Here is a 13,069-nt window from a genome sequence, read left to right as displayed (position 1 = left end):
TTGATATTATTAATACTACCTGTGATTCTTGAAGAATTAATTTCTGACAAGCTTATGTAATCTTGAGCAGGATTAGGATAAATTTTCACAAGGGCCCCATTCAATCCTTCAATAGTAGCTGTTGGATTATTTTCTGTGATGGTAAGTGAACCTGGCGTCGTTGCTTCATCACCAGATGTACCTCCATTATCGTTTACAATCATACCTGTTGCATATACTGTTACGTCACCTGTACCCAGAACAGGTGCAACCCACGTAGCCTCGAACGTAAAGCTATTGTTGGTAGACACAGCGGGCGCATTGTGCTCAACATATTCCACACCAGACAGAGTAACCAATTGAGAGGCAGATCCTGTGCCCGTAAAATCTCCTGCTTGATCGTCATTTGCATTTAACACTACCCCCTGAAACCCATATGCTCCTCCTGATGCACCTGACACAACAGCCTCTAATGTATATGTTTCTCCAGCTAAATAGCTCGTAACACTCGCTCCTTGGCCATCTTTCATCGTAATGGAAAGGGTCGAACCAAAACTTCCTCCTGTATGGCATCCTGAACAATCCGCATTGGAGATTGGCCCACCTGTACGATCTATACTCTTATCTTCTGCCGGCCCACTAGAGGAACTTTGAAAAAGAAGAGCTGTAGAAAATCCAAACAACACTAGAAGTAATAACTGCCTGTGCCTAGTAACAAATGCTTTATACATAGAATTATGATTTTGTCTAAAATAGACAAATATCTCTACAGCATATGCAAGACTATCAATCTTCTAACCCAAAATCAGCAAAGCGTATATTTACTACTTCATTAATTAAACGATCCATCAGACGATGAATTTCAATAATCTACAATTCTTATGCACGTTCAAATAAACCCAAGAACTGCTAAGAAAACACAAGAACTGCTCCTTGAAAACGGCATTATTCCTACAATTACAGGTAAGGCAGATATTTACTTCAGTGCAGCTAGTAAATCCATCACGCCTCTAAAAGACGCTATCTCCAGAAAAGACTGTAAGTATTACATGCAGATACCAGGAATATTATTTATTGCAAAAAAAGAATGGCTCTGGATGTCAATGTTAGAGAAGTTTGGCAGGCGCCATACTTTAGAAATACTTCCTGAAACTTATGTACTCAGATTAGAATCAGACAGAAAAGCATTACTTGAATTAAGCACTTCCAATCCAGATGAAGTGTTTATTGCTAAAGGAAGAATGCAAAAAAGAAAAAGCATCGAACTAATCACGGCAAAAGACATTGGTCAAGTAATCAATAGAGATAGACATCTCGTGGTACAAAGAATTATAAAGTGCACATCAATACTAGACGAGCAAATATTCCATATTCGATTTTACACATTATTTACGGTAAAAAACAATGTATTAACTGGGCACATCCTAGAACAGGGAAAGTTAGTATATAGTTCTAACAGCAAAGAAATCATTACAGATAACAATATCGTTCCTGGCATCAATCTTCCTAAAACCACAGAAGACCTCTTTCGGAGTGAGCCATCTCTCGATCAAACAGAATTCTGGCGTGCAGTATCTAGTTTCATATCAGATCTTACGAAGTCTATTCAACATAGAATAATAAACGACAAACTGAATCCCAATACGCCTTTTGCACAACTCTTAGGAGTGGATATTATATTAAATGAGCTTAACCAACCCCGATTATTAGAGGTAAATATAAGACCTGAAATGTATAGCAACGTTGAAGCTGATAACAATTGGAAAAAAGCAGTTTTTAAAGATTGGGTCACATATTTTCTATTAGAAGAATATGAAGCTTCACTACCATGGATAAAAGCCATTGAAATTAAACTAAGTCATGAAACTCTATAGCGAATTCAATCGTTTTGATCAATATGAAAACAAAGTTTAGCAACCGAATTAGTATAAAAAAAAATGGTCGTGGACTTTTATAGTATTGTTCAAAAAGACAGTATCCTCAATCCTTTTTCAACAACCATCTTCATACACAAGAAATATGGGAAGATCATTATGAGAAGCTAACCGATTCTTGGATTCGGCCCTTCTGGGTACACGCACTTACGATGGTCATGCAGGCGCAATTCATTTATGGGTTGATATGCAGGCTAATTATAAATTTAACAATCGCACTTTGATCGCTGGCTAGAATTATGGAGAGCAAATATCCAGGAGAACTATACAGAAGATAATTCGATACGAGCTATTTCTTTAGCAGAATCTCTCGCTGTTAATTTTCACAGAAACATTATGAAGTCTAAAAGGAAATAAGCTACTTATATAGTATAATAAGTGTAACGGGGTATTACAGTTAAAATAACCAACAACTTGAAAATGTGAACTAGTATAGCTTAATTGCTAATTGACTCAAGACTCCAAATACTTTCAACCCAGATTCATCGATCCTTGTTTTATTTAACTCAAAAGTTAATTTCCCCCCCCTGTTTAAAAAATTAATCCCAGAGCCCTGTTGAGCCATTCCTGGTTTTTCAGATACAATTAACGTTGGAGAGCCCTTCATCCTTTCTAAAACAAGAGATAATTGATCACTACTCTTATAAGTCACAAAAACAACGTCGCAAGAAGTTATATCTATTGCATTAACATAAGAAGCGATAACAATTTGTTTGCCCGCTATTTTTTTTGAGTTAGCCATTTTCACCAGCTCATTATATATATCCCCTTTTCCCAATACCGAAACAACGAAAGCTTCGGTCCCATTGTCTTTCCACTCAATGTACTTAGTAAAATTGTAAATAAATAATGCTTCATATTTTGAATCCAACTGCTGCCCAAACAGAGTACCAGTGAGGCTTATCATGTAAAATGACAAGCATATAAAAAATGATATTTTAATCTTTTTCAGCAATCCTATAACTTGTTATCTCCACCAGTATATTTAACTGTAATCACGAATTGATTATCTATTCCGAGCTGTGGACCATCTAGCATTTGATAAATTGGATATCTAAAATCAGCGATGAAGGTTAAACCCTTTATTCCATTTTTCTTTGGCATATCAAAAACTATTCCTACCGAGCCATCCAGTCTGACTCCACTTGTATTCTCTGCTCTATTTATTGGGGAAAGCATCGGGTCCATTGAGCTATCTACACCAACCACTCTATTCCATTTATTAAAATCGAATCTAAATGTAGTTCCAAAGCCTTCCATCCATTTACGTCCAATACCGGTAACAGCGCTGTAATGATGTCCATATCTGTAGTTATTCTCGTTGGTATATATTCTATTAATCATTGTTCCCTTTAGTCCAATTGATGTTTTAGCCCCAGTACGCATATAAACACTTTCAATAATTGGATCAAAAGTTCCCGATCCAGTCTGCATTATGTATCCAAAACTGACTTCATCGTTAAAGACGTTGGAATTATATTTTTGATCTATTGCCCCTGTTGGCAATGAAACACCCATATTCAATAATACCATTGTTAAATCCTTATCAATCATTTCTAAATTCAACATTACTTTAGTATCCGTAAACCCCTTAGAAATAACGTTGTAATTTTTTCCTACCTGTTCTAAGTCAGCACTAATTACTCTCATCAAATTCCATCGATAACCAGATTCTACAGAGATTGAGGATTCATTCCAAGGGGAATACATAATTCGAAGGCGGTGTTCATCTATATTCAGTTCGTCTGGTATTTCTCGAGCTAAAGACGCACCTGCCCCAAAGCCACTTCCGTACAACAGATCTTTCGAACTAACCACTTTATCCAATTCAAAATTATCTAAGAAAGCAACCTTAACTTTTTGATATTCTATTTCAAATTCCCCTTTATCGTGTGCGTAACCAAAGCCTACAATAGAAGACCTACGCATTGTAAGTTGCATTAACTTCTCTAAACCCATTTCATAGGGATCGGAAATTGAGTCTTGGTCTGCACCTTTAATTTTCTGAGCGTTAAGGTCTAATCCAAAAACTAAAAGGAAGATAAACAGAGAGAATATGAAGGAAGAATCTTTATTGGTCATTTCTATAAATAATTCAGAATTAATGTAATTTATTAAATCTTCTAATAATTACCTTTACATCAAGTATTTATAATTCATAATACGAGAGAATTCAGAAAAATTCAAATTTCCCGTTCAACAGACGTACACCAAACACTAAAAACATGGATAAATCTCAACATGCAACAGGAGAGGTACTCAATACATTTCAAGAAATTTATCAACTTGATGTAAGAACAAGAGCACTTCATTTAATTGAAGAAACCGTTGAATTGGCTACATCGGTGTCAAAAAAAGAAGGTTCTTTTCCTATAGAGCTAAAAGAGGGTGAGTTAGAAGAAGGTTTTGGCGGGGTATTGTTCGACCTATTTGCCTTGGCTAATTCACTTAACGTGGATCTTAAAAAGATTTATCCCAAGGAACTCGAGAAATTCAAAATCTATTCGAAGTAATTTATTTACAGGTTTCTATAACAGTGCTGATTATTTCAACGTTAACCGTAGGCCACAATGCACTTACACCATCTTCGCCTATATGCAACTGACCGCACGCCTCGTGAATACCTGCTAATGCACTGTCTGCACCTAAACTATCTAGATTGATCTGGAAATTAATTTTGTATACCAAATCGGTAAATGAGAATCCAAAATCGTATTTCATTGCTTTGTTATTAATATTTACTTCAATAACTCCTCTACCATCGGCAGCAGAAATAATTTTCCCTGAAATATCATCACCTTGAAGCAATCCAAAGAAATTTTCCATTAGCGTAGTATCTCTTGCAGGGTTGTTCGTATTTGGAGTTAAAATATCTGCACTAAATGAAGCACCTAGTAAAATGTTTATCGGATTCGATGCAGTATCTGTTGATATAGAAAAGCTATCGAAAGTACCTGATACGCCTTTTTTTTCAGAAGTTTTAAAAGCTGTCCAAGTAACTGTACTGCTCTTTGAATCCAGCTCATAACTACAAACTTCTTTTACAAGTTCTTTTTCTTGACCTGCTTCACCACAACCAAAAAGCAACGTAGCTCCTATAAAAGCAAAAACTATTTTTTTCATATCAACTTTTTTATTAAAGTTCTCAATTTTCATTAAAGTTCTCAAATATACTATGTTTTATTTTAGAGAGAGTTAAAGAAATGAGACTTAAACTTTTAAAACTCTATTTTACTTCTTACTAAAATAGAATTGTAATATTTCCATAAGGTCTATTTCGCTTCATTAGAAAGAACCCTACCATCCTCTACAGTAATTATTCGAGTCGCAACGTTTATCACGCGTTGGTCATGTGTAGAGAAAACAAAAGTCATTCCTTCTTTTTCGTTCAGATCTTTCATTATTTGCAATAAGTTAGCAGTTGAGGTAGAGTCTAAATTAGCAGTAGGCTCATCTGCCAATACAAACCTTGGCCGAGAAGCAAGTGCTCGAGCAACGGCTACTCGTTGCTGCTGTCCTCCCGATAATTCAGACGGACGTTTATCTATTTTATCCAACAAGCCCACCTCAGTTAGCAGTTCTAATGTCCTAGCATCTCGTTCTTCTTTGGGTATTCCCTGTAGCAACATAATAAACTCTATATTTTCTTTAACTGTAAGAACGGGTACTAGATTATAAGATTGAAAAACAAAGCCAATATGATTTTTCCTAAAATCAATTAAATCATTATCCGACAATTCAGAAATAGAAACCCCATCTACATTCACCGTTCCTTCAGTTGGCTGATCTAAACCTCCAATTATATTAAGCAGAGTTGTTTTTCCCGATCCAGAAGGACCTACTATAGCAGTAAATTCTCCTTTCTCAATTTTCAAATCCACTCCTCGAAGAGCTTCTACCGGAACAGATTCAGGATTGTATGTTTTCTTAACGGATGTTACTTCTATGAGGCTCATTATTTATATAGATTCGGCCGGTTTCAATTTCAGTGCTTTAACTGCAGGGTATATAGAACTGATAAGAGCTGTACAGATAACAGCTAGTAGTGTAGTTAAATACATACTCGTGTCTAATAAAGGTCTAATTTTATCATTTACTCCAAACTGTTTTAAGGCATCCGAAAATGCACTAAAATCGACCCCAACGTGGTTAAAATATCTAACAGACAAGAAGCCGAGAAGTAAACCAAGTGGACCACCAACAAGTGCTAACAATACAGTCTCTATCATTATCATTGAAAAAATTTTGCGTTTATTCATGCCTATAGCCATTAACATCCCTAATTCACGCGTTCGTTCTAAAACAGCCATTAACATTGTATTAATTATTCCAAAACCCATTGAAGCTAGAATTATCCCTAAAATAAATGACATGTTAATTTTGATTTGTTCCTCCATCAACCCAATAAAAGGAGCTACTTCTTTATATGTTTCCACAGTTCTCTGAGGATAAAGCAACTTTAACTGATCAACAACATTGGGTAGCATTTTCAGATCATCCACTAAAACGGCAATTTCGTGTACTTCTGCATTCAAGTTTAAGATTCTCGACAAATCTTGTTTATCTACGAAAACATTAATTCGATCTTCAATTGCAAAGCCTGTACTATAAATCCCCTTCACCCTGAATTTTACTCTAATATCATCCCCTTTATGATCTTGAAATAGGAGAACCACCGACGATCTTAGCTTTAAACTCATCTTATCTGCAAGAACTTTCCCTACAATTATTGGATTCCTTCCTTTACCATCAAAATAGTTTCCCGTATCTAGTTTAAGTTTCAATTGAGTTACTTCGTTTTCGGATTCCGGATTTATTCCTTTCACAAAAACACCTCGAGTACCCTTAGATGTCTTTATCATGGCTTGAGAAACAACCAACCTACTAGTGACCGCCTTTACGTTTTCTATATTCTTAATAGTCGCAATTAAAGCTGGATCATTATCCATAAAACTTGCTACACGCTTATCCTCTTTAAAATCATTATGATGAATTTGCACGTGAGAGATTTGGGTTTCAATAGCAGCATCTACCATTGCCTCTCCAAAGCTATTAATGAAAGCCATTACGAATGAGACAGCCCAGATACCAGTAGCAATAGCAATAATTACCATCCAGCTTCGCATTTTGTTGCGCCAAATATTTCTCCAAGAGATTTGTGTAAGCATGGCTTTATTTTCTCATTGCCTCAACAGGCTTGATATTATTAACTTTAATTACTGGATATATACTTATACAAATAGCTAGAACTAAGACAACAACCACCTGACTTAGGAAAATTGATGAATCTATAGAAAATGGCATTACTGGCTCCACTCCTAATTTATCAAAAGCTTCTACATATTCTTTCCCTGTAAATCGTATTGGGTTAACATGAAAATATAAAGCCAAGGGAAAGCTCAGAACCAAACCAGCCATAACTCCAATCATTGTCATAAATATTGATTCTAAGGCCATAATTTTATTGAGTACCTTTCGTCGCATTCCGATACTTAACAATACACCCATCTCATATTTACGCTCTTCCACCATCATGATCACTGTACCGAATATCCCGAAACCTATAATTGCATATAAAATACCAATGATAATATATCCGCTCACCACATCCATTTCCATTTGCTGCACTAAACTTGGCATCATTTCAGTCCAATCCATTACTTCAAAATCATCAATATTAACAACGTGTTTAAGTTCATCAACAACCTGCCCCATTACTTTTGTGGATGGAATTACCAAGGCCAAACTAGTAAGCATACCTTCTGCCCCAAAAAACCATTGAGCTTCTTTTAGAGGCAAGTACACCAATCTGCTATTTAAATCGGGACTTGCTATTTTAACTGATCCCAGAATCGGATATTTCCCTGCAGAATTAACCCCGTGATATCCTTGGCCTATCATAACCAATGTATCTCCAATACTTAATTCTAAGTAATCCATTAAGCCGGTACTAACAATAACTCCTTTATCATCGGATTGAATATACCTACCTTCTATTATCTTAGATTCCAAATTTGAGAGTTGATCTTCCAACTCAGGATTTATTCCTATCAACAAGGCACCTCTACTTTTATCTTCTTCCGAAGCAAGTACAAACGATTCAAGCCTAGGCACCACAACATCCACATACTCAACATTATTAACATCTTCAATCATCTTAACATCATCCACAAAAGCATCATTAACTTGTTGATCTTCCCAATATCCTTGATTGTGAATTTGAATGTAGCCAGTATGGAACCTAACAGCATTATCAATCATCCGATCGTAACTACCTAGCTGCATTGAACGCATTGAGCACGAAAAAAAGACCGCAAACAAGATCGAACTACTTGTAATTATTGTCCGCTTCCTATTGCGCCATATATTTCTCCAAGCTAATTTAAAATACATTTACTAACGCACCATTTTCATGTTCTGAATAGAGAAAAACTCATCCTCTAGTTCAATATCAAACTCAATTGATTTATACTCAATAATCGTTTTAAACCCCTCCTCTTCAGCCGGTATCATTTCCATTCTAGTTGGAAGAACACGGCCTCCGATTTCTTTAATATTCAATCCATACATAGTATTAATCAAATATCCATCTTCGTCGTACATCTTAGACATTACTTGAATATAATCTACTTTATCAATACATAACTGAACTTTTCCCCATACCACGGGTGTTTCTTCTTTTGGCATTAATAGTATTTGATAACAAATCCTACCATCAATAGTTGTATCAGGCAACATGGTGTGCATATAGTCAGTAATGCTGGATGATTCCTTTACCAAATCATCATTCATAAAGTCCGATCCCATCCAGGATTGCATCATCATTGAAGGAGGTAATTCGATAACCCTACCTATAGACGATTGCCAGAACCACATTTCTTTATCTCTTTTTAAAAAAGCAGTGCCTTTATCTCTCTCCGGAGATGTTATGAGAATCAAAGATCTATTATAATCCTTCGACCAACTTTTCATTACCATTTCTCTAGTCCAGTCAGGGCGAACTATTGTCATTGAGATAACGGACAAATTAGCCTCCCCTTGTAGTTTCTCTTCAGCCTTTCTAATGATTTCTTCAGGATCTTGGGCCGAGAGTTGGAACGATAATGCCAGACTAAAAAGTAAAGCACATACAATACTGACATGCTTACGATTAAGTCCATTATTGGTTAGTATTAAATGCATCCTTTTAAATTAAAATAATATCAAATATAAATCTACTACAAAGATTGAAAACCTCAAGGCTTCATTGCTTTCCAATTCCTGTAAAATTATGTCTATGATCTTTGGCGGAAAGCTTTAGTATGTTTTACTTTGCATAGCTTTTTTGTAAAAAACAAAAAAGAGAACTAATACTTTTGAGGAGCTATCTAATTTCTTTTTTTTGCGGCTTACTAACACTCTTTCTGAGTATTAGCAGCGCATTGGGCGGTGTATTACAAAGCCCTAAATCGGATGATGGAAGAATAGAGATAGTGATGCCTTCTATTATTATTGCTGATGTAGATTACGACATAGCCGTAAAGTTAAAAGATGTTCGTCGCTCTGAAGTTATCGATGGTTATATGCGGGCAACTATAAATGGCATGCCCCAGTTAATTAAAATCAACTCCGTTAAGCGTGGCGTAAGTCATGAAATTTCCGATCGATTTTACAAAGGTTTTAGTGGTGAAGACTTTTATGAAGGAATTGTTACTGTGCAGTTTAATGAACCAAAAGAATTTTCTATTCGTGTAGCTGGGTTCACTTATAAAAAACACGTCAACCCAGTGCCTTTATGGATGTCAATATTGCCTCCACTTATTGCAATATTGATGGCGCTCATTCTAAAAGAAGTTGTTTCCGCATTAGTAGTAGGGATCTTCCTAGGAACTCTTGTAACATCGCTATATACTGATGGTCCTTTGGGGATTTTCACTGCCTTTTTAAACGTCCTAGACAATTACATGTTGGATGCACTCTATGATCTAAGCCATATTAAAGTGATGGTATTTGCCTTTCTAATTGGATCTACTATTGCAATTATTGCAAAAAACGGTGGAATGATGGGCATCGTAAACAAACTTGCCCCTTTTGCTCGAGACGCAAAATCAACACAGTTAACCACCTTTTATTTGGGTCTAGCCATTTTTTTTGACGATTATACAAACTCGCTGGTAATCGGAAATACCATGAGAAGTATTACCGACAAGATGAGAGTATCTAGAGAGAAACTTACTTATCTAGTAGATTCTACCGCAGCTCCTATCGCATCAATAGCTCTAATAACCACTTGGATCGGATTCGAACTTGGAGAATTAAGTGGCGGGTTAGATCAAATAGGCATGATCAAAGAAGGTGCTTACTCCATTTTTCTTGGCTCCTTGCAATATTCTTTTTACCCCCTATTCACAATTGCTTTTATTTTCATGCTTATCAACATGAATAAGGATTACTCCACGATGTACAGCGCTGAAAAAAGAGCAAGAACAACTGGCCAAGTATCTCTTGTTAGAGATGAGGACTTGGGTGATGCTGCTGCTGACCTAAAAAAAATGGAACCAGTAGCAGGTGCAGTTCCCAACATGTGGAATGCTCTAATACCCATTGCAGTTATTGTATTAGGGACGGTAATGGGTTTACTCTGGACGGGATGGGATCGTTTTATTTGGGCAGACGAATCAATAGGATTTAGTAAAAAGCTTTCTACAACTATCGGAAATGCAGATTCCTATGCCGCTTTATTATGGTCTTCTGTTTCAAGTGTTTTTGTTGCAATTCTTATCACAGTGAGTAAAAGAATTATGAACCTTCACCAAACCATTGAAGCTAGCTTTACGGGGATGAAAGTTGTGTTTGATGCTTTGGTAATACTTATCCTAGCATGGGCTTTGGCAGCACTTATAGATGACATGCATACGGCTAACTTTTTAAGTTCAATTTTACTAAACTTTAAATTAAGCCCTGCATTTATACCTACCATTACATTCTTACTAGGTGCACTAATGTCTTTTGCTACAGGAAGTTCTTGGGGAACCATGTCGATCCTATACCCTTTAATGCTACCAATATCTTGGGAACTATGCCAGCAAGCCGGATTGGATTATGACGCCTCTATCAATATTTTTTATAATGTTACAGCTTGCGTGCTTGCAGGAGCTGTATTTGGAGATCATTGTTCTCCAATAGCGGATACTACTATATTGAGTTCTTTATCTTGTGGATGCAATCACATCGATCATGTAAGGACTCAATTACCATATGCTTTGACCACTGCCGGAGTATCTATATTCTTCGGAACACTACCAGCCGGTTTTGGAGTATCGTCGATGATTACCCTTCCATTAGGAATTGCTGCGATGTATGGGATAATTAAGTACTTCGGAAAAACTGTACCGGGAGACGAGAAGTCAGTAGCGATATAACCTTCTTCAATTCTATCAGATCAATCCACGGTTCTTGAGTAGACCAAGTTTCCAAAAAGGTAAGTTTGATTTACCTCTATCGTATCAAGATCATCTACGATAACCGACAAAGGATCTTTATTTAACACAATAAAATCAGCTAATTTCTCAAGTTCTATACTTCCCCTATCAGTAGATTTTCCATTATTTTGAGCACCTCCCATTGTATAATAATACAAGGCCTCTTCAACGGTAATACTTTCCTTTTCACCAACAACTCTTCCGTTCTTATCCTTTCGGTTTACAGCTGCTTTAATGCCAACAAAAGGATTTATATCCTCCTCTAAAAGGCCATACGAACCAAAAGACAAATTAAGCCCACTATCAATCATACTTCTCAATGGAACAATGTCTTCCAAATAATTAGGAGGCAGATATTTCTTATAATTTGATCCATAATCAAAAATACAAGCTGGGTTCATTACGATTTCAAGATTCAACGATTTTAACCTCTTGATCTGGTCTTTGCTGATAAGAGCTAAGTTTTCAAATCGATGTGCAATTTTTGTATTATGCACTGAACTTAATTTTTCGAATGTCTTTACCGCCAACTCAATAGCGCTATTCCCTGAAGCATGAATAACTATTTTCATGTTTATAGAATACATTGGAAGGAGCAGATCAAATAATATATCTTCATTAATTCGGCCTACTCCTTTGCTATCAGAATCTATATAATAATCTTCAATTAAAGCTGTTTTTCCACTTAAATGACCATCCAAGTAAAATTTATAGCTATCTATATTAAATGAGTTTTCCTTAATAGTATCTGTACTAAACGACTGATTTGCTCGTAGTTCAGTGTTACCGCTCTTTATTATATTCATTCTCACTTTCAGTTTCTTATTCTGAATTGCGATTTGATATCCAGAAATAACAGACTGAGAAACACCCGGTTCGGTTGCACTTGTAATACCTTTTGAAACAGCAATTTTTGAACCTAAAGAAACAAAATGAGCATAGCCATCCACGGATGGAATAGGTACAAACTCATTTACCCTATCTATAGCCGCTTCATAAAATATACCGTTTGGCTTACCATTTGTGTCTCTACCTATCACCCCACCAAGAGGATCCTTCATCCGTGAATCTATTTGACAAAATCGCATTCCATTACTGTTTAACACAGCAATATGACCACAAGATCTAAAGATGATTGCCGGTCTATCGGAAACTACCCAGTCAAGTTCTGAGCTATCCGGAATTCTTTTTTCTTCAAGCTCAACCTCATTAAAGCCTCTAGCAACTAACCATTGGCCCTTTTTCAAGCCCGCCGCATGAGCTTCTACTTTTTGTTGTAGTTCGCGCATACTTTTTACACCATGAAGGTTTAATACATTAAACTCCATCTGTCCCATTTTCCACAGAAACAGGAGATCATCACAAAAAGACGGCATTAAAGTTTGTCCTTTTAAATCTATTTTCTGAAGATCTAAAGAAGCTCCTTTCTCCAAATCGGATAATTTACCTATTTGGGATATCACACCATTTTGCACCAATACTGCTTCAGGAATATCCGATGACGTTCTATCCATTGTATGGATTATTCCATTATAAAAAAGTACAGAACTCATATTCTATGCATTAAATTTTTCCGCTTTCATCACAATTAAAACACCATAATTGTCACAAATAGGATCATCACCATAATCTTTCATAAGTCTAACTGGTTGAAAACCGACAGCCATCTGAGCACTAATAGTAGGGTCTACTCTG

At 36.2% G+C, this 13,069-nt stretch carries 13 protein-coding genes; 3 read left to right on the top strand and 10 right to left on the bottom strand.

Features of this window, described 5'->3' with window-relative positions; all coding sequences use genetic code 11:
- Positions 1 to 710: hypothetical protein (locus HRT72_00160; protein NQY66127.1), on the bottom strand; the 710-nt coding region annotated here is incomplete at its 3' end.
- Between the two features lie 150 nt (positions 711 to 860).
- Here HRT72_00160 and HRT72_00155 point away from each other — a divergent pair.
- Positions 861 to 1,853 (top strand): hypothetical protein, encoded by a 993-nt coding sequence (locus tag HRT72_00155; GenBank protein ID NQY66126.1) that lies wholly within the window; start codon positions 861 to 863, stop codon positions 1,851 to 1,853.
- 487 nt (positions 1,854 to 2,340) lie between these two features.
- Here HRT72_00155 and HRT72_00150 read toward each other — a convergent pair whose 3' ends face one another.
- Both HRT72_00150 and HRT72_00145 read right to left on the bottom strand, forming a co-directional pair.
- Entirely contained in the window at positions 2,341 to 2,820 is a 480-nt protein-coding gene (locus tag HRT72_00150) for a YfiR family protein (GenBank protein NQY66125.1), read from the bottom strand.
- Between the two features lie 50 nt (positions 2,821 to 2,870).
- A complete protein-coding gene (locus tag HRT72_00145) occupies positions 2,871 to 3,995 on the bottom strand; it encodes a hypothetical protein (GenBank protein ID NQY66124.1) in 1,125 nt (374 codons plus the stop codon).
- 143 nt (positions 3,996 to 4,138) lie between these two features.
- Here HRT72_00145 and HRT72_00140 point away from each other — a divergent pair, with 143 nt between their 5' ends.
- Positions 4,139 to 4,426 (top strand): hypothetical protein, encoded by a 288-nt coding sequence (locus HRT72_00140; protein NQY66123.1) that lies wholly within the window; start codon positions 4,139 to 4,141, stop codon positions 4,424 to 4,426.
- Position 4,427: 1 nt separating this feature from the next.
- Here HRT72_00140 and HRT72_00135 read toward each other — a convergent pair whose 3' ends face one another.
- From HRT72_00135 to HRT72_00115, 5 genes are all read right to left on the bottom strand, one after another.
- Positions 4,428 to 5,036, bottom strand: coding sequence for a YceI family protein (locus HRT72_00135; GenBank protein NQY66122.1), 609 nt, complete (start codon positions 5,034 to 5,036; stop codon positions 4,428 to 4,430).
- A gap of 149 nt (positions 5,037 to 5,185) precedes the next feature.
- Positions 5,186 to 5,869 (bottom strand): ABC transporter ATP-binding protein, encoded by a 684-nt coding sequence (locus tag HRT72_00130; protein NQY66121.1) that lies wholly within the window; start codon positions 5,867 to 5,869, stop codon positions 5,186 to 5,188.
- 3 nt (positions 5,870 to 5,872) lie between these two features.
- On the bottom strand, positions 5,873 to 7,081 hold the full coding sequence (locus tag HRT72_00125) for an ABC transporter permease (protein NQY66120.1): 1,209 nt from the start codon (positions 7,079 to 7,081) through the stop codon (positions 5,873 to 5,875).
- Positions 7,082 to 7,085: 4 nt separating this feature from the next.
- A complete protein-coding gene (locus HRT72_00120) occupies positions 7,086 to 8,198 on the bottom strand; it encodes an ABC transporter permease (GenBank protein NQY66119.1) in 1,113 nt (370 codons plus the stop codon).
- 111 nt (positions 8,199 to 8,309) lie between these two features.
- Complete coding sequence (locus HRT72_00115) at positions 8,310 to 9,095, bottom strand: outer membrane lipoprotein-sorting protein (protein ID NQY66118.1); 786 nt, start codon at positions 9,093 to 9,095, stop codon at positions 8,310 to 8,312.
- 239 nt (positions 9,096 to 9,334) lie between these two features.
- On the opposite strand from HRT72_00115, the gene HRT72_00110 reads away from it, so the two are divergent.
- Positions 9,335 to 11,314, top strand: coding sequence for a Na+/H+ antiporter NhaC family protein (locus tag HRT72_00110; GenBank protein NQY66117.1), 1,980 nt, complete (start codon positions 9,335 to 9,337; stop codon positions 11,312 to 11,314).
- A gap of 20 nt (positions 11,315 to 11,334) precedes the next feature.
- Here HRT72_00110 and HRT72_00105 read toward each other — a convergent pair whose 3' ends face one another.
- Complete coding sequence (locus HRT72_00105) at positions 11,335 to 12,927, bottom strand: amidohydrolase (GenBank protein ID NQY66116.1); 1,593 nt, start codon at positions 12,925 to 12,927, stop codon at positions 11,335 to 11,337.
- A 3-nt stretch (positions 12,928 to 12,930) separates the two neighbouring features.
- The coding region (locus HRT72_00100; GenBank protein ID NQY66115.1) for a hypothetical protein at positions 12,931 to 13,069 on the bottom strand (139 nt) is incomplete at its 5' end.

It is taken from the genome of Flavobacteriales bacterium (assembly GCA_013214975.1).
Lineage (GTDB): Bacteria > Bacteroidota > Bacteroidia > DT-38 > DT-38 > DT-38.
Note: the sequence above shows the minus strand (reverse complement) of the source record. Positions and strands in the feature narration are given on the sequence as shown.

Coding starts and splice junctions, on each gene's coding strand:
- HRT72_00125 (NQY66120.1), bottom strand. CDS start 7,081: ATGCTTACACAAATCTCTTGGAGAAATATTTGGCGCAACAAAATGCGA.
- HRT72_00120 (NQY66119.1), bottom strand. CDS start 8,198: ATGCAGCTAGGTAGTTACGATCGGATGATTGATAATGCTGTTAGGTTC.
- HRT72_00145 (NQY66124.1), bottom strand. CDS start 3,995: ATGACCAATAAAGATTCTTCCTTCATATTCTCTCTGTTTATCTTCCTT.
- HRT72_00130 (NQY66121.1), bottom strand. CDS start 5,869: ATGAGCCTCATAGAAGTAACATCCGTTAAGAAAACATACAATCCTGAA.
- HRT72_00150 (NQY66125.1), bottom strand. CDS start 2,820: ATGATAAGCCTCACTGGTACTCTGTTTGGGCAGCAGTTGGATTCAAAA.
- HRT72_00135 (NQY66122.1), bottom strand. CDS start 5,036: ATGAAAAAAATAGTTTTTGCTTTTATAGGAGCTACGTTGCTTTTTGGT.
- HRT72_00155 (NQY66126.1), top strand. CDS start 861: ATGCACGTTCAAATAAACCCAAGAACTGCTAAGAAAACACAAGAACTG.
- HRT72_00140 (NQY66123.1), top strand. CDS start 4,139: ATGGATAAATCTCAACATGCAACAGGAGAGGTACTCAATACATTTCAA.
- HRT72_00115 (NQY66118.1), bottom strand. CDS start 9,095: ATGCATTTAATACTAACCAATAATGGACTTAATCGTAAGCATGTCAGT.
- HRT72_00105 (NQY66116.1), bottom strand. CDS start 12,927: ATGAGTTCTGTACTTTTTTATAATGGAATAATCCATACAATGGATAGA.